Source organism: Apilactobacillus kunkeei (assembly GCF_001421115.1).
GTDB classification, from domain to species: domain Bacteria; phylum Bacillota; class Bacilli; order Lactobacillales; family Lactobacillaceae; genus Apilactobacillus; species Apilactobacillus kunkeei_F.
The window spans coordinates 248,832-271,252 of sequence record NZ_JXCW01000006.1 but is presented as its reverse complement, the minus strand read 5'-3'; the positions used below and the strand labels follow the sequence as shown (position 1 = coordinate 271,252).

Sequence of the window (22,421 nt, the reverse complement as noted above, 5' to 3'; positions counted from 1 at the left end):
CTCCAAAAAATTAGTCAGAAACTTTAACAACACACTTACCAGTTAGGTTTGAAGTACCGTTTAGGACACTTTCAACGTCTTCTAGAGAGATGATGTTGTCGATAATCTTTTCAACATTAACTTTACCACTTTGTAGTAGGGCAATAGCATCTTCGAATGAGTTAGGGTTGATGAATGCACCTTGGATAGTTAATTGTTTCTTGAATACTTCGTAAGTGTTCATGCTGAATTTTTGATCTGGAGCACCAACACCGAACATCAATACTTGAGCACCCTTAACAGTTGCTTCGATTGCTTGTTCTTGAGTAGCTGGTTGACCAACGGCTTCAATAACAACGTCGTATTCGGCTGGAATTTCTTCCTTAGTAGTGTTGATAACACGGTCGATGTTTAGCTTTTCTTTTTCAGCAGCTAATTTGTCATCATGACGACCAGTTAAGTCAACTTCTTTAACACCGTATGAACGTAGTAATTGTGCAAAGATTAGACCCATGTAACCATCACCAATAACTAGAGCTTTTTGGTAAGGCTTGATGTTTAATAAGTCCATACCGTGAACGGCACATGAGATTGGTTCACAAGTAGCAGCTGACTTCAAGTCAACGTTGTCTGGTAACTTGTAAACAACTTGAGTTGGGGCAGTGAAGTATTCTTCTAGACCACCATTTCTAGTAACACCAACGGCTGATAGGTTGTCACATAGTTCTGGACGAGCTGTACGACAGTAGTCACACTTACCACAGTAGATGTTAGGGTCAACAGTTACACGGTCACCAACTTTAAGATCAGTAACGTCTGAACCTACAGCTGAGATAACACCTGAGTTTTCGTGACCTAATACGATTGGAGGAACAGCGTCAGCTGAACCTGGTAGACCATTGTATAGTGCGTAGTCAGTACCACAGATACCAGCGTATTTTGCGTTGATAACAACTTCGTTTGCCTTTGGTTCTGGCATTTCAGTGTTTTGGATTTCTAATTGTTTCTTGCCTGTTAAAACTAATGCTTTCATAATTCAAGATCCTTTCCAAATTGAATTTTAAGTATTATTTTTTATGCAGCTGTGAATTAATTAAGACTTTCACAAACTTACAAGTATTATAATAACTCATTTTTAAAAAAATGAAAGTGTTTTGATGAAATTTAATTCTTAAGTTTATTTAAAAGTCATGAAAAAACGGCGTATAACGTTGATGTAATAACGTTTTACGCCGTGTAACTTTTTTTATAAAAATATTTGATCAATTCAATTTTAGATTGTGTAAAACTGAACTTATTTAACTTGGTGCTTAATCAAAGCATCTGCCAAAGCAAAGTTTCCGTAGGTTGCAGAGCCGTTTCCATCAAGGGTTGGAGTTGAAATGTATTCTTCTAGGTTCTTAATGTCAATATAGCCATTTAATAGCTTAGAAAATTCAAATCTAACCTTTTTGAGAAATTTTTCACTAACTACGCCACCACCAAAAATAATCTTGGCAGGTCTGAAAGTTAGTGTAGTTTGCAACGCAGCTTGTGCTACGTAGTAGGCCATGATGTCCCAAACGTGGTTAGTTTGCGCAACTTCTTGACCCTTCATACCTAGACGAGCTTCGAATGTAGGTCCACAGACTAGTCCTTCAAGACAGTCCTTGTGGTATGGACAGATTCCATCGAAATCTAGATCGTCTTCGTGACGTTTTAACTTCACGTGACCCATTTCAGGGTGACCCATGTCTCCTACAAATTGTCCATTAATGATGATTCCAGCACCGACACCGGTACCGATAGTGTAATAAACCAAAGAATCTAATCTTTGGCCGCTATTTTTTAGATTAACGTATTCTCCGAACACTGATCCGTTAACGTCAGTTGTCCAATACATTGGAATATCGAATTCTTCTTTAAATACTCCCAAAAAGTTTTCATTTGACCAACCAGGCTTGGGAGTTTCGGTAATGTAACCGTACTTGGTGGAATCTTTTCTAATTTCAATTGGGCCGAATGATGAAATACTTAGTGCGGCTAAATCTTCAAATTGCTTGAAGAAGTCGATAGCTTTGCTAAAAGTTTCAGCAGGGGTAGTGGTAGGAATTACCAAACTATCTAACACTTGGTAGTCAGTGTTACCCACAGCACAAACGAACTTTGTGCCTCCAGCCTCTATGCTTCCCAGTAACATAAAGTTATTGCTCCTTATTTATATCTTCTTATCTTATCTATAAATCGGTTTTAAAATGGTTTTAAAAATTTTTTATCTAAGATTTTAAGTTTTGTTTTTAATGTTTTTTAATTTTAGTTATCACTCTCTAATTATGATAAGTTTTCATAGACTAAATGTCAAAGTAAAAATGCTAATTGGTATAGTAAATATCTGACGTATGATAAGATTTATTATTATGAATGTTTATAAATAGAAAGGATAATTTTAGATGAGAAGAGTACTATACATATTTCTTCTAGCCTTTATTGGCGGTATTTTGCGTGGATACTTCACGCTTTTAGCTGGCGATGATCACTTTATCGCAACCATCATAATTAACTTAATTGGTGCGTTTGTCTTAGCGTTTATCACTGGTGCACTTCCTTATTTAATTGAGATATCTAATGATTTAATGACAGGACTAAGTGTTGGCTTAGTTGGTGGGTTTACCACTTTTTCAACATTTTCATTCGACAGTGTCAATTTGTTTTTGAACCATAAAATTGGTATAGGTCTTTTATACGTATTAGTGAGTCTAATCGGAGGTTTAATATTAGCTCAGATTGGAACTAAATTAGGCCAAAGCTTTGAAAATAAGGAGGATCAACTATGATTGAGAGTGTTTTAATCGTTGGTTTGGGTGCCGCAGTTGGTTCTCTAATCCGTTATGGTGTCACCAACGGACTAAAAAAGATGTTTTCTAAAAACGCCTTTCCGGTAGCGACTTTCTTCATCAATATCACCGGATCATTTCTGTTAGGATTGGTTAATGGACAACTACCTAAGAATACTTTTATTCTTGCTTTCTCCATTGCAGTTCTTGGTGGATACACCACTTTTTCTACCTATATGAACGAAACAGTACAATTAAGCACCAAGAAAAAAGAGGTTGCATGTTTTTATTATGTATTAAGTGCTTTGATTGGAATTACCATGGCATTCTTAGGATATGTTATTTAAAACATATAAGCCATAAAGCAAAAGCTTTATGGCTTTTTATGTCTTATCTATTAGTTAGTCTTTTAAGAATAAATGATAATTTGTTATATGCAAAATCATCATGTAAAGGATCCCAAGTGCATTGTAAGTTGTCGAATTGTTTCATTAAACATTGCAGTCGCATCATAAGCTCTATTTTTTCGATTTTGTTTCCATCTTTTGTTTTCCATCCGTTATTTTCCCAAGATGATAACCACCCCAAACGAATTGTTTTAGCGAGATGTTCTTCCATAATGTGAACATGTATGTGTTCATGTTGCCATCCTTTGAATAGTAGATCCTCTAAACCATCTATTATTCCGAGAAGTTCAAGTCGATTATCTGTGAGAACATCCTGTTTGGTAGAAACGTGATAGAAAGTATCGTTCTTAAGGATAAGGAATACCCACACGGCGGTACTAGTTAGTGGAGGATCTTTAATACAATCGTTATCATAGTAAACGCCATTAGCATATAACCTAATGTTGTAATCAGCTTCATTGAATTCCGACATAAAGCATCACCTCGATAGATAATAAATAACACCGATATGACATCGGTGTTATTGTTCTTATTGTTGATAAAATAGAGAGGAGTGTTCATAAATGGTGTTATATTCATAGACTTAGGGTTTGTTGTTTTATCAACAATTGAATTCTAACACCGTTACCAAGAATTAGTTCTAAATGTTATATAAACAAATTGATGAAAAGTTATACTTTTATTATATAATCAAAGTTGAAATTTCCTTATTATTAGCATTTTGGTTTTTTATTTTATAAAAAAATATAATCAAAAAAATAAATAAAAAATGAAATATATATGAAATTTATTATTTGGGTTTTGTTGATATATCAGTGTTTAGATAATTATTTCAAAATATTAAGGTTATTAAGCTTTTAATGAGTTTGTTAAATTCCCTTAAGATATGTGGATTACAATTTGCAATGTAGATGATTATTTATCTACATTATTTTTTTGAAAGAGATGATTTAATGCAAAATATTATTGATGTTCTTTCCTCGATGGAACCATATGAGCAAAACGTTGAGGATAATTATGAAAAATATAGAGATTATGTTGTTACACAAAAATATGTTCCAGATGTAAATAATCAAAGTAATTTGATTTGTTTGGCTAATGTTATTCAAAATATTTTAAAAACTATCCAAATAAAATTGCCCGATGCCGATGATGTAAAGATATATTGTCGAAATAATATCAATGTTTTAATTTCGTTTAGTTATAAAGAGGTCCAATTTGACTTTTCTTTGAATAAAACAAATGAAATTAGTTTTAGATCATACTCGCTTCCTCTTCACAAGCATCGAAGAGGTCATAAACTCTTAACAAAAGAAGTTGATTCAATTAACTCTAGTAATTTTAAAGAAATCGGATTATTTATTGGTCCTATAATAAAGTATATAAATTATCGAAATGAATTATGAATGAATATAAAAAAGAGACCTCCACAGAGGTCTCTTTTTATTTGTCTTATTATTCGTTTAATAGCCAGAAGAAGATGATGAAGATTACACCTAGCACGTACATTAGTGGGTGAACTTCTTTTCCTCGTTTAGCAGCCAACATTGAGATTGGGTATACGATGAAACCTAAAGCAATACCATCTGAGATACTGTAAGTAAGTGGCATACCTAATACAATCAAGAATGATGGAGCAGCTAATTCGAACTTGTCCCAGTGAATGTCACGTAGGGCGTTAGCCATTAGAATACCGATAACGATTAATGCAGGAGCAGTAACTTGATCGGTAATTACACCAAGAAGTGGTGAGAAGAATGTTCCTAGTAAGAAGAAGATACCAGTAACGATTACTGTGAAACCAGAACGACCACCAACGGCGATACCTGCTGATGATTCAACGAAGGCACCCATTGGAGATGAACCTAGTAGAGAACCACCAACCATGGCTAATGAGTCAGAACCTAGGGCACGACCGATACGTGGAATCTTGTTGTCTTTGATGAAACCAGCTTGTTTAGCTAAACCAACTAGAGTACCAGTGGTATCGAAGAAGGTAACTAATAAGAATGTAAATACAACAATCCATAGTTGTAATGTGTTGATGTCAGTAACGTGTGAAATTGCAGTTAAGAAGATTGGTTTGATACTTGGAACGCTTGAAACAACGTGAGTTGGTAAAGCGATTAATCCAGTAACCATACCTAAAATAGTAGTAGCAACCATACTAATGAAGATAGCCGCAGGAACGCGGGCACTCATTAAGACAACGGTTAGGATTAAACCAAAGATGGTTAACCAAGTACTACCAACGTGAAGTGATCCAAGAGTTACTAGAGTTGATTTGTCAGCAACAACTAGGCCACCTTGGTTTAAACCAAGAAAGGCAATGAATAGACCAATACCACCGGCAATGGCACTTTTTAAATCAGCAGGAATAGCATCGATGATTGTTTCTCTTAGCTTGAACGCTGTTAAAAGCATGAAAATAATAGCTGCGATAAATGTACCGGCTAGCGCTGTTTGCCAAGGAACCTTCATACCCACACAGACTGAGTAGGCGAAGAAAGCGTTAGTACCCAAACTGGTAGATAAAGCGATTGGGTAGTTAGCGATGATCCCCATTAAGAAACATCCAAGAGCAGTTGCAAGAGCAGTTGCAGTGAACATGGCACCCTTATCGATACCTGAAGCACTCATAACGTTTGGGTTTACGAATAGAATGTAAACCATTGAAACGAAGGTAGTTAAACCAGCGATGAATTCAGTACGGTAGTTAGTACCTAGTTCATCAAAATGAAAGAAATTAGCAATTCCCTTTAACATGAAACATTCTCCTTTAATGTTCGTATTTATTAATATTATACGTATATATTACCATAATTAGAACTTAAGTCCACTAAAAAGCGAACTATTTTAGACAAATTTAAACGAAAATTGACGTTTTATGATAAAAAAACTCCAATGTTGGAGTAAAATCCGAACATTGGAGTTAAAATCGATTAGATGTTTCTAAAGTCATTATCAATTTGTGCATATTCTTCGTCACTTAGTGAAACGTTCAATGCTTTTGCATTGCTTTCAACTTGTTCTGGACGCTTTGCACCAGGGATAACAACAGTAACGTCTGGGTTCTTGATGTACCATGCTAATACTAATTGAGCAGTGGTAATGCCATGCTTGTCAGCAAGTGGCTTTAGGTTGTTAACTTTTTCAACAATCTTTTCGAAACGTTCACCGGTGAAGTCAGGGTTTCCGTGTCTGATATCATTTTCAGGGAAGTCGACAACTTCTGAGTATTTACCAGTTAATAGACCAGATGCTAATGGGAAGAATGGTACGAATGAAATGTTGTTTTCGCGTAAGTAATCGAACATTTCAGTTTCGGCATCACGGTGTAATAGACTGTATTGATCTTCAACAACATCAACTAAGCCGTCTTTGTTAGCTTCCTTGATTTGATCTAGTGAGAAGTTTGAAACACCGATAGCCTTAATCTTACCTTCTTGCTTCATTTCGTTTAATGCAGCAACCGCTTCATCCTTTGGAGTTTGGTCGTCTGGGAAGTGAATGTAGAAGATATCGATGCAGTCAGTTTGTAGACGTTTCAATGCATCATCTACTGATTTCTTTAAGAATTGTGGGTTATTGTTAATTTTTACATCGCCGTCTGATGTGTCTTGAGCGGCCTTTGTAGCAATAACGAACTTGCTTCTGTCGTAGCCTTTAATTGCTTGACCAATTAGTTCTTCTGAATGACCCATACCATATGCAAATGCAGTATCTAATAGGGTGATTCCAGAATCTAGACCGGTCTTTACGATTTGAATACCAGTTTCATCTTTTAAGTTTGGGAATAAGTTGTTACCACCAACCGCATTGGTTCCTAAACCAAGTGGGGTTGATTCTACGTTTGATTTACCAATTTTTACCATGTAAAAAGGCCTCCTCAAATTTTTTATACGTACATACTAATTATGAACCCTAATCGCTGATTTTTAAACCATTTGGCGTTAACTTAGGCATTAATTTTTGATAAAATAAATTTAATGAATGAAGGAGGGTTAACCATGAAGAAGGTTTTGATTATTGGTAATTTTCATCAATTAGGTCAAAAGGTCTACGATAAATTGTCAAATCAATATGAAGTAAACTTACTAGACGGCATCGATTTCGAGGATGTTAATGCTTATGCCGACAATTTGGAAGGTGTAAACGTTATCTATACATTCTTGGGACCACTTGATGTCGATTTACAAATCGGTGCGGTCATCCAAGCATTGGACCGCGTTAACCCACCACTTGAACAGTTTATTATGTTATCAACAGCCGGTATCGATAATGAATTAACCGAAGAAGTGACTTATCCAGATGTGGATAATAATAAGGAATACTTGAATCAACAAAGATACGCCGTTAAGTTGGTGGACGAATACGAAATTCCATACACCATCCTAAGACCGGTCGAAATTGTTGATGAACAAACTGGTGAATTGGACGTAATTGATGAAGGAATCTCAATGCAATACGGTCGTGTTTCTGCCGATAATGTTGCAAACACTGCCGTGAAAGTAGTAGAATATCAACAATTTATCAATCAATCCATTGGATTAATCGAAAGATAAGTGAGGTGCTTAAAATGGCATTACAATTGAACAAAGAACAATTGAAACAAATTAAACAACAACTAACTGACACTCAAAAGGAATCACACTTGGTAATCTTCAAGAGTGTTTCACCAAAATCAGGCGGTGAAATTCACATGATTACCAACTATGGAACTTTTGAAACTCTACAAAAGCAACGTCCAGAATTAAAGATGGAAATTGTTAGAGATATCGTTCCAGTTACCGATAGTTTGGCTTACTGGGCAGTTGCACAAGACACTGCTAGTCATTTACAACCAAACGATCCAAACGCTGCTGAAGTGGCATTACAAGTGGAACAATACACTAACGATGTTTTAGCAGATAACAAGTTGCCACAAAATAAATAAAGATGTTTCACATGAAACGAAGCCACACCAATAAATGGTGTGGCTTTTTTGTATGATTCTACAAGTCGTATGTATAATGTTACAAATTCATCCAGATTTGCTTATTAAAAGGGCGATAAATGCTAGTATTATCAACAATTACATGGGATAAATTTAAATTATGAATAATGGAAAAGCCATATTGGAGGCATTTCTATGCATGATAAAAATAAGAAAAACGCCGATGGAACGGTGCGTTCACTAAGTAATCGTCATGTTCAAATGATTGCGATTGGTGGAACCATCGGAACAGGGCTATTTTTAGGTTCAGGTAGTACCATTTCAAAGACCGGTCCTTCTGTACTATTGGTATATCTAGTGATTGGTTGTCTATTCTTCTTGATGATGAGAGGAATCGGAGAAATGTTTTACTCTGATCCAAACCAACATACATTCGTTGCATTTATTACTAAATATCTAGGTCACACCGCCGGATACTTCACCGGATGGAGTTACTGGATTGGTTTGCTATTTGCCAGCATGGCCGAATTATCAGCAATCGCTACTTATGTGAACTTTTGGTTCCCACACATTCAGGCATGGTTAATCGAAGTAGTCTTTTTAGCCGTCTTAGCCACATTGAATATCATTGCCGTTAAGGTCTTCGGTGAAGCCGAATTCTGGTTTGCCATGATTAAGGTGATTGCCATTGTTGCGTTGATTGTGACCGGGATTTTCATGGCGTTCTTCCACGCCACAACTCCAGTTGGTCACGCATCATTTGGTAACATTTTTGACCACTTTACTATGTTCCCGCACGGATTCTTTAACTTCTTCGCCGCATTCCCAATGGTATTCTTTGCTTTCCAAGGAATTGAATTCGTCAGCATCACGCTTGGTGAATCCAAGGATCCAAAGACCGTCGTTAAGAAGGCCGTTAATGAAACTTTATGGAGAATTTTGATTTTCTACATTGGAGCACTATCAGTAATTATGGTGGTAATTCCATGGACAAAACTATCTCCAACTAACAGTCCATTCGTGGAGGTATTTTCAATTGCAGGGTTACCTGCCGCCGCTGCTGTTATTAACTTTGTGGTATTAACATCAGCTGCTTCTTCATTGAACAGTATTATCTTCTCAGCTGGTCGTCATTTGTACCAACTAGCTAAGGATACTCATACTGATGGATTTATTCATAAAAACCTAACTCACGTTTCAAAAAACGGGATTCCAATCTCAAGTATTGGTCTAACCGCTGCTTTAATCTTGATTAACCCAATCCTAACGGTTACTCATAGCGTTTCATTCATGTTCACCTTAGTTGCCGGTGCAACCAGTGACATGTGTATTATCGTTTACCTATTTACCATGTTTGCGCATCGTAAATACAGAAAGTCAGCCGACTTCTTGGATCATGGATTCAAGATGCCAGCTTACCAATTTACCAGTCCACTAACCATTGCATTTTTCGTCTTCATTTTCGTTAGTTTGTTCTTCATTCCAGGGGATGAAGTCGGCGCAATTAGTGCAGTAATTTGGACAGTTGCATTTTATGCAGGTATCGGTATAAAACGTCTTATTTCCCGTTCTAAAGCATAATTGAGAGCTTTTGTAAGATATTACAACCGCATTGTGACATTTACCAAAACTCCTTTAAAGCTATTGTCATCTAGAAAAATGATGATAATATTTTCAACAATCAAAGTTAAGTTGATTAGCTAATAAATCAATAAGCTTAAAAGGGGGAATCTTTATGCAAGAAAAGATAACGAAAAATGCGGATGGTACACTTCGCTCACTAAGCAACCGTCACGTTCAGATGATTGCGATTGGTGGAACCATCGGAACCGGGTTATTCTTAGGTTCCGGAAGTACCATTTCAAAGACTGGACCGTCAGTAATGCTAGTGTACCTAGTATTAGGATGTTTCTTCTTTCTAATGATGAGAGCCATCGGTGAAATGTTTTACGCCGATCCTTCTCAACACACCTTCGTATCATTTATCTCTAAATATCTCGGGCCAACTGCTGGATACTTCACCGGTTGGAGTTACTGGTTAGGACTTTTGTTTGCCAGCATGGCCGAACTAACCGCCATTGCTACATACTTTGCCTTCTGGTTCCCAAACATTCCATCGTGGATTGTCGAAGTTGCCTTCTTGGTTGTACTAGCATCAATTAACTTAATTGCCGCCAAACTATTTGGTGAAGCTGAATTCTGGTTTGCAATGATCAAAATTGTGGCAATCGTCGCATTGATTGTAACTGGAATTATCATGGTATTTTCACACACATCAACACCTTTGGGACACGCATCAATTAGCAATATTACTAATCATTTTACTTTATTCCCACATGGTTCATTTAACTTCATCTCAGCTTTCCCAATGGTATTCTTCGCATTCCAAGGTATTGAATTCGTAAGTATTACCCTAGGTGAATCAAAGAACCCACACAAAGTTGTTAAGAAGGCTGTTAACGAAACTTTATGGAGAATCATGATCTTCTACATTGGAGCACTAGCCGTTATCATGGCAGTTATTCCATGGACATCAATCACTCCAGATAAGAGTCCATTTGTTCAAGTATTTACACTTGCTGGACTACCTGCCGCCGCTGCTATTATTAACTTCGTTGTATTAACATCAGCTGCATCTTCTCTAAACAGTATTATCTTCTCTGCCGGACGTCACTTCTACCAACTAGCTACTGAAGGACGTAATGAAGGGTTCATGAACAGACACTTCGGTAAGGTTTCTAAAAACGGAATCCCTAGTGCCGCAATTCTAATCTCGGCTGCTCTAATCTTCATTACTCCAATCATGAGTGTAAGTAACAGTATCAGTTCTGTATTTACAATCGTGGCTGGATCATCAAGTGACATGTACATCATTGTTTACCTACTAACAATGGTTGCTCACAGAAAGTACCGCGCATCAAACGACTTCCTAAGCGATGGTTTCAAGATGCCTGGATACACAATTACCAGTCCTTTAACAATCCTATTCTTCTTCGTCATTTTCGCGATTCTATTCTTTATCCCAGGTGACGTGGTTGGAGCAATTGGTGCGATTATTTGGTCAATCGTCTTCTGTGGATTGCTTTACTTAAAGGAAAGAAACTCAAAAGCATAAATCTAAATAAAAAAGAGTTAACCATTTTGGTTAGCTCTTTTTTTAGTGGTTATTTAAATATTCCTCGTATAGTTTATTTTCTTTACTTAACAAGTCAAAAGCAGTTATAGTATCTAATTTTATTAAATTATTTTTTTCTTGTATTTCACTTTCAAAAGTTTGTTGATACCTTTCTTCATCTAAAACGATGTGATTCTTGTCATATGCGATTATGTTTCCTTTATGGAAGTTTTCATCAACACTTGTACAAAGTGATATAACTTTTCTGTTACTCAAGAAAGTTTGGATCATATCATCCAGGTTTTTATTACGGATACTGCTCATTTCTTTTTTTAATTCAAAAGGATCGTATATATTATTCTTTTTATTAATATTGACGTAATGGGTAAATACGTTTGTATAGTTGGTGTCTGAAGATATTTTAGAAATATCGCTTTTTAGTAGTAATGTATATGAATCTAAGAGTCCGGAATCATCTATTGTTTCAATCAATAGGTAATTATCTTTTTCTGACACAATAAATCCCAGAATAAAATCTTCAAACTCAAAGTTATCTCTTGATTTTGAGTATATCTCTAAAACATTATTATTATCGATATACTTGTTTATATTGCTATCAATCAAAAAATTAGCCCTCCTTAATGGTGAATTAAGTATAATTTGGTAGCCATTCTGAGTTGTTCACTATCTGAAACATCGTTTAGGCTCATGTTAAGTAATTTTTCTAGCTTCTTTAATCGATACACGGCGGTATTTCTATGAATAAATAGATCGTTGGCCGCCATTGAAATCGATTGATTATCAGCATAGTAGTAGGAAAGCAATTCGATTAGTTCATCTTTTTCGTCATCCTTTAAGTTTAAAACGGGACCTAAGATGGCGTCGACAAACATGTCGGCTTCTTTCTTTGGTACTAGGCTCAAAATATCTTCAACTTGTTGCGGGATGAACTTATTTGGCTTCAATATGTTTTCACGTTTAGCTACATCCAAGGCTTCATCGGCTTCACGAAGTAACTTCTTGAATTGAATCAGTGGTTTGGCATCGTCGGTGTATCCGATTTGCGTCTTTGATCCAACAAAGTTTTCGTGGATAAACATACTTAGTTCGTTTAATAATGTCAATAAACTCTTTTTAGTTTCGACCAAAATGAATGGCTTGAAATGCCATGATATCAATATAATTGGAATTTGTAGTTTTTCAAAATACCAGTAGATATAGTCGTTAACACGGTGCATATCTTCTTGGTGGTGTCCGGTGTCGACGGAATTGATTTCATCGATTTCAAACGCCTTATACATTGAATTGGAGTCTAGTCCGTTTAGCTTCAAAGTATCTTCGAAAGCATTTTCCGGTAGATTTTGTGCCAAAATGGTGTCGAACAATTCGTTGCGACGTTGTCTAACTTGGTTTACGTTAATGCTGACCTGCATGCTTTCTAGACTTAGGAGGTTGACCATGTTTTCAATCAATAATTGAGAACTTAAATCTTCTGGCATTTTCATCGAAAAGACCACAAATCTGCGGGTCAACTTGTCCATTGTCTTTAGTGGATAGATGCTGTACTTGTCTAAAAGAGTGACCGGTTCGGTTAGTTCGATGAGTTTTAGATCATGAGTTACGGATTCGAAGAGGGATGCATTCATTTTTGCGTTTTCACTGTATGAACGAAGGCGACCGAAAACATCCATAATATATGCATCACAATTTATTAATTTGGCAATATGGGTAAGAATTTCGTCATCGTCTTTGCTGGCTAATATGTATTTTGATATGTCTAAAGTATCGTTCATGATTTTCTTTAACTGTTCAGCTTCATTATTTGATGGCATGGGCATTCCTCCTGATTTACGTTTTTATTGTGCCTAATATTACCACAATGAATTTGATATTAAACAAAAGATACTCCATATTAAAGTTATTTACATAGATGTGTGAAAGTGATACGGTTAAGGCTAACATTAATTTTGGATTAGAGAGAGGTTATATAAGATGAAAAAAGCAGTTCTCATAATTGTGGCAGCGATTGGCGTCTTGGTAGTGGCAGTTCTTGCCTTTAATATTTACAAGCAATCTGATTTCAGTGTGCAAAATGAATATTACGGTATCGTTCAAAACGATAAAAGTTTGAAGAAATATTGTAAGGAACCAGCAGTTATTAAGTTCATTCAAAAACATCGTAAAGAACATCCGGAATTTACTGATAACCAGGGGTCGGGAAACCTTTTATACTACGTTGTTACATATAGAAACAAATCTTTATCAATCGGTGTTGACGGAAGAGTCGATGGTAGCGGAACAAAAATCACTAAAATTTTTAATGATAATGATTTAAGCAAATAAACAAAAGACACTCCTAAACAGGAGTGCCTTTTTGATCTATCTAATAAAGTTAACGATTGATTGAATAATGTGGGGAAGCTTCAAAAAGATGTCTGAAGGTTCAATATGTAATAGGGTTAAGTGAAAAGCGATTGAGTTTGAAATCATTTCGGCGATTCCATGAAGTAAAGCGAAAATAAATTGCACGACAAACACTCCTATGAATTTTATTAATATAATTCTAATTCTATTATGAAAAAATAACAAGTTAAGAAAATATAAAAAAACTCCAACCGAAGTTGGAGTTTTTGTTTGGATTAATAAGTTTAATTGTCGTATTTCGAAAATTGTAGGATAAAAGACAGAAATTAGCCTTGGTCGTTGTGTAGACGAGGGTCAGCTGGTTTAACTTCTGGAATACCACCCATAGCTTCTGGGTTTTCTTGGAAGGTGAACTTTTGACCGTCTTTAGCAACTTGGCCATCGAATGCACGTGAGCCGTCACCATCAGAGAAGTTCATTAGAACGTGAGCGTATTCGCTGTGTTCGATATCGTGCATGTTACCAGGAACGATAACACCGTATTTTTCTTCTAGTTCTTCTTGAGCCTTCATGAATTGTAGTTGGTGTTGAGTTTCACGAGCTAATAGGAACTTCAACATGTCACGAACACCTTCGTCATCAGTCATGTCGTATAGACGGCTAACTTGTAGACGAGCTTGTGATTCACGAACAACGTTGAAACGCATGTCAGCAACTAGGTTACCTGATGAAGTAACGTAACCAGCGTTCCATGCAGCACCGTTAGGGTTGTTTAGACCAGCATTTAGACCATGAACTAATGCATGTTCTGGGTCCATACCTGAAAGTAGGGCAGCCTTAGCTGGGTCATTCTTCATTTCTTCAGTAGTCATAGTAGTTGGTGCACCTTCTAATAGGTAACCAATCATAGTTGAAATCATTTCAACGTGACCAATTTCTTCAGTACCAGTGTCTAATAGTAAGTCTTTGTACTTTTCATCACCAGTTGATGACCAACCTTGTGATAGGTATGACATCATACCAGTAGTTTCACCCCATTGACCACCTAGGGCTTCTTGTAGACGACGAGCCATAATTGGATCTGGACGATCTGGCTTAGCGTTGTATTGTAATTTACGAGTATGTCTGAACATAAACTGTACCTCTTTCTTTGATGCTCAAGGCGGTAGACGATTTTTAAAACCCAAGTTAGGGCTTTATCCCAATAAATAAAAAATCGATCCTATATTACATCATAATTATTTTTTATTTGCCAAAATATCCATACGTTTTGTATTAATATTTTGTGTACGATTTAATATACCACAACCAAATAACTGCACCAAAGATTATGACTCGAAAAATCCAAATTTTTTTCGATTAAAAAATTATCGTTTGCATAAACGCCGACTTAATCATCTTTTGGGAGAATAATTAAATGTTTGAAAAGTCTGACACATGTTTTCACGTATTATATAATTAGACTATTAATTCATGAAAAAGGGGTAATGAAATGTCTTTACAATTTATTTTGGGAACCGCCAGCTATGATCATGAAGCAGTCATCGTTGATTCGCTAAAAGAATCAATCAATAATCACCCTAACGATGAATTCTTCTATCTAGTTCCTAACCACATTAAGTTCGAATCCGAAGTGCAAGCTTTAAAGGATTTAAACACCGACAACGAACCAATTTATGCCGAAAGTAAGTTCCAGACTTTCTCCATTACCCGACTTGTCTGGTATTACATGAAGAATAACCAAGAATACCAAAAGACAAGACTAAGCGACTCCGGTATCAGTATGCTAATCTACCAAATCTTAATCGACCACCAGGATGAATTGACCGTCTTTAGGGGTGAAACCGGCCAACCGGGGTTTATTCAAAAATTAGCTCAACAAATCAGTGAAATGCAAGCCGGCCAAATTTCTGCCGACAATCTTGAAAAAATTGTCGACAATAACGATAAACTAAACGCTGGATTACGCGATAAAATGCATGACTTCATCATCATTTACCGCGCTTTTGAGGAACAAACTCAAGGAATCTACCTATATAAATCAGACGTTTTAAACCTTTTCTGTCGTTTTATCGAAAATGACGAACTAGACCTATCCCACAGTTATTTTTACTTCAATGGATTTAACCAATTTACCGCTCAAGAAGCCAAGCTAGTCGAATTACTAATCAAGCGTTCCGCTGGTGTTACCATTGGTCTGAACTTGGATCGTAAGTACCCCGACGAACTACCACAAGGACCAAACTTATTCTTCCAATCAGCCAAGTGGTACAACCGTTTTTACAACATTGCTCGTTCCAATAACGTTCCCGTGTTGGTCGATAAAATGGCCAAGAATCTTCGCGTGTCAGATGATTTACACAAACTAGATACATATTGGGCGCAATCGACAGGACTAGGCAATATCGACAAGAGTGCACTAAGCAATCCTGACAGCATTCAGGTATATCGTGCCGACAGTCCGTTTGCTGAAGTGGAAAATATCGCGGTCAAGATTCGCCAAATGGTTGCTCATGGTGGTTACAAATACTCCGACTTCTTAATTTTGACTCGTCACTTGGACAAGTACCAAAACGTGATCAAACCGGTGTTTAAACTACTCGATATTCCCGCATTTAACGACGTTACCAAATCAATGGAAGACCATCCATTGGTGGAATTAATCGATGCGCTTTTCAGTCTAGAAAACGGCTCTCGTAAGTATCAATACCAAGACGTCATGCGTTTACTAAAGACCGAATTAATGGTCCCAGGTGATGGTAATGGTAACTTTATTGAAGGTGATGATTACCGTCAATACGTGGCCTTAACCGAAAACTTGGTACTAAAGAATGGGTATGAAGGCTCTCGATGGACTCAAAAGGAAGACTGGCAATACGCATGGTTATCCGACAGTGATTTTGGTGTTCAAGCAGATAGAATGCGTAACATTTCCGGTAAAATTAATGTGATTAGACACTTTATTGGTGATAACTTCCCACCATTCTTCAAGAAGATGCGAAACGCCAAGACCGGTCAAGAAGCCGCTGCCATATTATTCCAATTCCTAGTGGACATGGGAGTGGTTAGAAGACTAAAAGAATGGCGTAACGAATCCATCTTAAAGGACAACCTATTGGATGCGGCGCAACCAGAACAGGTATGGCAAACATTCTGTAATTTGTTAGATGACTACGTTTCAATCTTGGGGAACCGTGAATTTGTTGCGGACGACTTTTTGAGTCTTCTTCAAAGTGGATTCTCAGGTGCCAACTACTCACAAATTCCATCAACATTGGACCAAGTTGCCATTTCTGAAAGTGGAATCGTTCAAATGAACAACCGTAAAGTGGTCTTCATGATGGGTGCAACCGACGAAGTAATGCCAGACAAGATTACCAACGAAGCATTATTTAGTGACGCTGACCGTGATGATTTGCGTGACTTCTTTGACGATGATCAATACTTGCGTGAAACATCTGAAAACCAAATGGCTAACGATCCATTTCTAAACTATCTAGCATTCCTATCAGGTAGTGAAAAGCTAATCTTTTCTTACAGTTTAGGCGATAGTGACGAATCATCAGTCGCCATTTCACCATACGTTTCCAGAATTGCGGAACACTTCGGCATTGATATCCAACATATTTCAAGTCATCCAACCGCTGATGCCAAGGATATCTACGAATATGTTGGAACTTATCGTTCCACTCTTCGTCACCTGGTTCAAGCCAGCCAAGACGCCAAACTAAACAACTCTAATTTGGCCCCAGCATGGCAATATGTATATAACAAACTAGATCAAAACCTAAACTACCGTGACTTAACCAACAAACTATTGGGTGGTTTGGACTACAACAACACACCAACGCAATTGTTGCCAGAAATCGTTACTGGTTTATACGGTGATAAAATCAACACTTCCATCTCTAAGTTAGAACAATTCTACAGCAACCCATACGAATACTTCTTGCGCTATGGTTTGAAGCTAAAAGAACGTGATGTCTTTGACCTATCTCCAGCAAGTACCGGTCAGTTCTACCACGAATCAATGGACCACTTGATGCGCATCGTGAACTCAGAACATATCGACTTGGAAAACTTGGACAAACAAGCAATCAACGAATTGGTTGATACCGTTGTGGCCAAGATGTTAGAAGATCCAAACGACTTCCAATACACCATTTTGAGCAGTTCTAGTCGAATGAATTACATCAAGAACCAATTGATTAAGACCGTTAAACACACAATCGAAACCATTCAAAAACAAAGCAAATACACACCAATGCGTGCGAAAAAGACCGAAATCTCATTCGGTCAAGTTGGTCACAAGGATGACTTAAAACCACTTAGTTTTGAATTGCCTAAGAGCAATGAACTAACCACCGCAAAGTTAGTTAACGTCCGTGGTCGAATCGATAGAATCGATTCAATGAACGTCGACGGCAAGAATTACCTAGGAATTGTCGACTACAAGTCCAGTGAACGTAAGTTGGACTTCTCCCGTGTATACGACGGCACTTCCATGCAAATGATGACCTACATTGACGTGTTAGCGCACAACCTAGGCATCATTGACGAAGAAGAAAAGGCTGCCTTGGCCGGTGCCGTATACATGCACATCTACAATCCTAAGTACACCAAGGATGATTTGAAGAAATCATTCGAAGAAGCGGTATTAAGCAAACAAAAATACCAAGGAATTCTAGTCAACGATGGTGAACTACTGGATAAGATTGATAAGACCATCGCCGATGACAAGTACGGTTCATCCAATGTTTACCCATTGAGAAAGAAAAAGGACGGTAGTTTCTACAAGTCCAGTCCAATCGTGCAACCGGAAGACTTAGACCTATTGCTATCTCACAATGAGGACCTAATCAAGAAGGCCGGATTGGAAATCTTTACTGGAAACATCGATTTGAAACCAGCACGCTTTGGTCAAAACCAAGACGCAATGCAATTTACACCTTATCGTTCAATCATGCAGTTCGATCCGCTATTGAATGAAAACAACTACAGAGACGTACCTAACTATTCGTTAGAAGATGTCTTGAAAATGCTAAGGGGGGACAATCAATAATGGAATATACAAAGCCACAAAAAGAAGCCGTTACGGGACATTTTGATGAAAACGTCCTCGTTTCCGCCTCAGCCGGTTCTGGTAAGACCCGTGTCTTGGTTGACCGTGTTATCAACAAGTTATTAAAAGACCGCGTCAACATTGATGAAATGCTAATTGTTACCTTTACCAAGGCCGCTGCCAAAGAAATGCGTGACCGTATTCAAAAGGCGTTACAACAAGAATTGAAAAAAGCCACTGACTCTGACGTTAAGGCGTTTTTAGTACGACAATTACGTCGTTTGCCAGTCGCTGATATTTCAACAATGGACTCATTTTGTCAAAAAATCGTCCAAAGTTACTACTACATTATTGATTTGGATCCTAACTTCAGACTGTTAGCGGACCAAACTGAAAGCCAAATGCTAAAGGAACAGGTATGGGATTCAGTTCGAGAAGACCTATATGCCAACGATAGTGATGGGCTATTTGCGCAATTGACTGAAAACTTCTCCAATGACCGTTCCGACGATGGCCTAACCGATTTAGTATTTAGAATTTACGATTACGCCAACGTAAACCGTGACCCGGTTGATTGGTTGAAGAACACTACCAATATTTACGACATCGATGGGGATGACCTGGTTCATTCCGACTTTTACCAAAATAACCTTTTACCATTCATTCAAAATGATTTGACCCAACAACGTCTATCTTTTGAATCTGCTAAACGCATTGCTGACGAAAACTTGATGGAAAAAGAAGCAGCTGCCGTTCAAGTTGATATCGATAATATCAATGGACTATATGACATGTTGCCTGATTCTGATTGGAACGACATCAAGCAAGCCTTTGAAGACGTTAAGTTCAAGGCATTCCCACGTGTTACCAAGGACTATGACGACATTGCCAAGGGACTTCATGACCGAATCAAAGACATTCGTGATAACGCCAAGAAGGCGGTTCAAAAACTACCCGATAAGTACTTTGCTTTAAACGAAGAAGAAAACCTTTCAGTGATGAAGGCTTCTAAACAATTAATCGAAAAATTGATTCAAGTTGTCCTAGCATTCACCGATAGCTATCAAAAGGCTAAATTAAAACGTCACTGTCTAGAATTCATTGATGTGGAACATTATGCCTACGATATTCTATCTGGCTCAGACGGCGAATCTAAGGCTGTCAGAGTGAACCTCCAAAATCAATATAATGAAATCATGGTCGATGAATACCAAGATAATAACCGTCTACAAGACGCAATTTTATCGACATTGGCTAATCCAGAACACAGCAACATGTTCATGGTGGGAGATGTTAAGCAATCCATCTACCGTTTCCGTTTAGCCGATCCATCTATGTTTATCGAGCGTATGGATAGCGATGATGGCCACACCATCGTTTTACCCGATAACTTCCGTTCCGCAGAAAACATCGATGACTTCATCAACTTAGTTTTCACCCAAACAATGGACAAACGAGTTGGTGAAATTGATTACACTGGTGATGCCAAACTAAAGGCAGGTGCGAAATACTATCCAGATGAATTACAATCCAATGTCGATGTGATGATTTACGAAAGTAAGGACGATGAAGAAGAACCAATCGATGACAAATTCCAAGTCCAAGACAGTGCTCATGGCCAAGTGGAAATGGTTGCCCAAAAGATTAACGAAATGGTTGAAAAGCAGTTACCAGTATTTGACCGTGATAAACAAGTGATGCGTCCAATTCAATATTCTGATATCTCAATTATTTCCTCGACTAGAAATAACAACTTAATCATTTCCGATATCTTTGGTTCATACAACATTCCAGTCCTAATCAATGGAGCGCAAAGTTACTTTAAGACCACTGAAATTCAAATTATGATGTCGATGTTATCAATCATTGATAATCCATACCAAGACATTCCATTGGTTGCGGTATTGCGTTCACCAATGGTAGGTCTAAACGAAAACCAATTGGCATACTTGAGAATTAACCAAAAGACCGGTGATTACTTCAATGCCGTGATTAACTTCTACGATAATTACGAAAACATGGATCATTCCGAATTTGGTGACCAAGTATTCTCACGTGTAAAGACATTTGTTGAACAATTAAAACACTTCAGAGACGTTGCCCAACAGCATGCGATTGTTGATTTAATCTGGGACATCTACGAAACCACCGGATTCTTGGATTACGTCGGAGGGATGCCTGCCGGAAGACAACGCCAAGCTAACCTACATGCCCTATACGAACGTGCATATGACTACGAACAAACTAGTTTTAAAGGATTATTCCAATTCGTTCGTTTCGTGCGTCGCATGCAAGAAAGAAACGAAGACTTGGATGAAGCCAACGCTGATGACAACCAAGATGCAGTATCAGTAATGACCATTCACGGAAGTAAGGGACTGGAATTCCCTGTCGTCTTCCTAATGGATGCCTCACATGGTTTTAATAGACAAGACAGCAATAAGGCCTACATCCTAAATGACCACCTAGGATTAGGAATTACCTACACCGACCCAGAAACTAGAATCAAACAGGATTCATTGCAACGCCAAGTGGTTGGTGCAATCGAAAACCAAGGCTTATTGGCCGAAGAAATGCGTAAGCTATACGTTGCGCTAACCCGTGCCGAACAACAACTATTCATCGTTGGTGCCAGCAAGAACGAAAACGACAGAACCAAGGTCATCGATGCCTGGAACAAGGCTGCCAGTGGTGACACCTTGCTAGTCAATGCCGCCTTAAGAAGTGGTGCCAAGAGTTACCTAGACTGGATTGGTCCTGCATTGGTTCGTCATCCTAACTTTAGAAACAAGTTCGGTGACGACGTTACCTACAAAGGTTTAGATGATGATCAGACTAACTTTGATGTCGAATTCGTGAATGCCAACGACTTAGCTCAACATAGTCCATCAGGCGACGGTGCAGTTAGTGCCAAGTGGTTAAATCACATCGTTGAAAGTGCCAAGAAGATGGTGCCAAAAGACATCAATGTTGATGATGTTGACCAAGTCTTGGACTTCACTTATCAAAATCAAGTTGCGACTCATACCACTGCTTATCAATCAGTTTCTGAAATAAAACGACTATTTGAAGATCCAGATAGCATTCAATTGGGTAACTACGATGAGCATTGGCAAGAAAATAATAAGCAAAAGAACATGTATGTCAGCTCTAACTTCACGGTGCCTAAGTTCATGCAATCAGTTGTGAAACCAAGTGCCGCCGAAGTTGGTACTGCCACCCACTTGTTGCTACAAGAGGTGCCATTGGACCACAAGCCAGAAGTAGGTGACGTGGTAGGGATGCTACAACGTTTAGTTGCCGATAAGGTCGTTACTCCAGAAATCGCTAACTTAATTCAAACTCAAGAAGTTATCAATGTGTTTGATAGTGAATTAGGACTACAAATGCTGGCTCATCCAGAACGAATTCATCGTGAAGCACCATTCTCGATGCTAATGGATGCCAACCTTGTATTCCCAGGTTTTAATGCGGATTCACCAGAAAAAATCCTAATTCATGGGATTTTTGATGGTTATATCGAACTAGACGATGAAGTTATCTTGTTTGATTACAAGACTGACTATGTGCCAAATGATAGTGATAAAAGTATTGAAAAGGCCGTTAAGAAGTACAAGGGTCAAATTAACCTATATGCCAAGGCATTGGAAAACATCTTGCATAAACCGGTTACCGATAAATTTATCTACCTACTATCAATTAATAAACCAGTCAAAATTAAGTAAAAAAATAACCCTGAACATAA

19 protein-coding genes are annotated in these 22,421 nt (G+C 37.7%); 10 read left to right on the top strand and 9 right to left on the bottom strand.

What is annotated here, in order from left to right; all coding sequences use genetic code 11:
• Window positions 1-10 precede the first annotated feature (10 nt).
• Together RZ55_RS06700 and scrK are read right to left on the bottom strand one after the other, a co-directional pair.
• Window positions 11-1,012 carry a zinc-dependent alcohol dehydrogenase family protein gene (locus RZ55_RS06700; protein ID WP_034532357.1) on the bottom strand — a complete coding sequence of 334 codons (1,002 nt, stop codon included), beginning with the start codon at window positions 1,010-1,012 and terminating at the stop codon, window positions 11-13.
• A gap of 261 nt (window positions 1,013-1,273) precedes the next feature.
• Entirely contained in the window at window positions 1,274-2,158 is an 885-nt protein-coding gene (gene scrK / locus RZ55_RS06695; protein ID WP_034534175.1) for a fructokinase ScrK, read from the bottom strand.
• Window positions 2,159-2,408: 250 nt separating this feature from the next.
• Between scrK and RZ55_RS06690 the strand changes: the two genes are divergently transcribed.
• Together RZ55_RS06690 and RZ55_RS06685 are read left to right on the top strand one after the other, a co-directional pair.
• Window positions 2,409-2,792 carry a fluoride efflux transporter FluC gene (locus tag RZ55_RS06690; protein ID WP_057176068.1) on the top strand — a complete coding sequence of 128 codons (384 nt, stop codon included), beginning with the start codon at window positions 2,409-2,411 and terminating at the stop codon, window positions 2,790-2,792.
• Entirely contained in the window at window positions 2,789-3,139 is a 351-nt protein-coding gene (locus RZ55_RS06685) for a fluoride efflux transporter FluC (protein ID WP_034534179.1), read from the top strand. Before RZ55_RS06690 ends, RZ55_RS06685 begins: the two co-directional genes overlap by 4 nt.
• Before the next feature lie 43 nt (window positions 3,140-3,182).
• Here RZ55_RS06685 and RZ55_RS06680 read toward each other — a convergent pair whose 3' ends face one another.
• A complete protein-coding gene (locus tag RZ55_RS06680) occupies window positions 3,183-3,671 on the bottom strand; it encodes a hypothetical protein (RefSeq protein ID WP_034532351.1) in 489 nt (162 codons plus the stop codon).
• 481 nt (window positions 3,672-4,152) lie between these two features.
• Between RZ55_RS06680 and RZ55_RS06675 the strand changes: the two genes are divergently transcribed.
• Window positions 4,153-4,605 carry a hypothetical protein gene (locus tag RZ55_RS06675; RefSeq protein WP_034532350.1) on the top strand — a complete coding sequence of 151 codons (453 nt, stop codon included), beginning with the start codon at window positions 4,153-4,155 and terminating at the stop codon, window positions 4,603-4,605.
• Window positions 4,606-4,654: 49 nt separating this feature from the next.
• Here the strand turns inward: RZ55_RS06675 and RZ55_RS06670 are convergent, their stop codons facing one another.
• Complete coding sequence (locus RZ55_RS06670) at window positions 4,655-5,965, bottom strand: NCS2 family permease (RefSeq protein ID WP_034534185.1); 1,311 nt, start codon at window positions 5,963-5,965, stop codon at window positions 4,655-4,657.
• A 176-nt stretch (window positions 5,966-6,141) separates the two neighbouring features.
• Window positions 6,142-7,074 (bottom strand): aldo/keto reductase, encoded by a 933-nt coding sequence (locus RZ55_RS06665; protein WP_057176067.1) that lies wholly within the window; start codon window positions 7,072-7,074, stop codon window positions 6,142-6,144.
• A gap of 135 nt (window positions 7,075-7,209) precedes the next feature.
• On the opposite strand from RZ55_RS06665, the gene RZ55_RS06660 reads away from it, so the two are divergent.
• From RZ55_RS06660 to RZ55_RS06645, 4 genes are all read left to right on the top strand, one after another.
• Window positions 7,210-7,764: an NAD(P)-binding oxidoreductase gene (locus tag RZ55_RS06660; protein ID WP_053793112.1), complete on the top strand. Its 555-nt coding sequence runs from the start codon at window positions 7,210-7,212 to the stop codon at window positions 7,762-7,764.
• A gap of 14 nt (window positions 7,765-7,778) precedes the next feature.
• Window positions 7,779-8,135 (top strand): hypothetical protein, encoded by a 357-nt coding sequence (locus RZ55_RS06655; RefSeq protein ID WP_034532328.1) that lies wholly within the window; start codon window positions 7,779-7,781, stop codon window positions 8,133-8,135.
• Between the two features lie 195 nt (window positions 8,136-8,330).
• Window positions 8,331-9,716, top strand: a complete 1,386-nt coding sequence (locus RZ55_RS06650) for an amino acid permease (RefSeq protein ID WP_057176066.1) — start codon at window positions 8,331-8,333, stop codon at window positions 9,714-9,716.
• 154 nt (window positions 9,717-9,870) lie between these two features.
• Entirely contained in the window at window positions 9,871-11,250 is a 1,380-nt protein-coding gene (locus RZ55_RS06645; protein WP_057176065.1) for an amino acid permease, read from the top strand.
• 42 nt (window positions 11,251-11,292) lie between these two features.
• Here RZ55_RS06645 and RZ55_RS06640 read toward each other — a convergent pair whose 3' ends face one another.
• Both RZ55_RS06640 and RZ55_RS06635 read right to left on the bottom strand, forming a co-directional pair.
• Window positions 11,293-11,874 carry a hypothetical protein gene (locus RZ55_RS06640; protein WP_057176064.1) on the bottom strand — a complete coding sequence of 194 codons (582 nt, stop codon included), beginning with the start codon at window positions 11,872-11,874 and terminating at the stop codon, window positions 11,293-11,295.
• Window positions 11,875-11,888: 14 nt separating this feature from the next.
• Window positions 11,889-13,082 (bottom strand): PucR family transcriptional regulator, encoded by a 1,194-nt coding sequence (locus RZ55_RS06635; protein ID WP_057176063.1) that lies wholly within the window; start codon window positions 13,080-13,082, stop codon window positions 11,889-11,891.
• Between the two features lie 160 nt (window positions 13,083-13,242).
• Between RZ55_RS06635 and RZ55_RS06630 the strand changes: the two genes are divergently transcribed.
• Window positions 13,243-13,593, top strand: coding sequence for a hypothetical protein (locus RZ55_RS06630; RefSeq protein ID WP_057176062.1), 351 nt, complete (start codon window positions 13,243-13,245; stop codon window positions 13,591-13,593).
• Between the two features lie 36 nt (window positions 13,594-13,629).
• On the opposite strand, the gene RZ55_RS07275 is transcribed toward RZ55_RS06630, so the two are convergent.
• Complete coding sequence (locus RZ55_RS07275) at window positions 13,630-13,779, bottom strand: hypothetical protein (RefSeq protein ID WP_155453936.1); 150 nt, start codon at window positions 13,777-13,779, stop codon at window positions 13,630-13,632.
• 161 nt (window positions 13,780-13,940) lie between these two features.
• Complete coding sequence (locus RZ55_RS06625; protein WP_034532316.1) at window positions 13,941-14,747, bottom strand: manganese catalase family protein; 807 nt, start codon at window positions 14,745-14,747, stop codon at window positions 13,941-13,943.
• A gap of 359 nt (window positions 14,748-15,106) precedes the next feature.
• Here RZ55_RS06625 and RZ55_RS06620 point away from each other — a divergent pair, with 359 nt between their 5' ends.
• Complete coding sequence (locus RZ55_RS06620; protein ID WP_057176061.1) at window positions 15,107-18,676, top strand: PD-(D/E)XK nuclease family protein; 3,570 nt, start codon at window positions 15,107-15,109, stop codon at window positions 18,674-18,676.
• Window positions 18,676-22,401, top strand: a complete 3,726-nt coding sequence (gene addA / locus RZ55_RS06615; protein WP_057176060.1) for a helicase-exonuclease AddAB subunit AddA — start codon at window positions 18,676-18,678, stop codon at window positions 22,399-22,401. The genes RZ55_RS06620 and addA overlap by 1 nt, the downstream gene beginning before the upstream one ends.
• The last annotated feature ends 20 nt before the right edge of the window (window positions 22,402-22,421 follow it).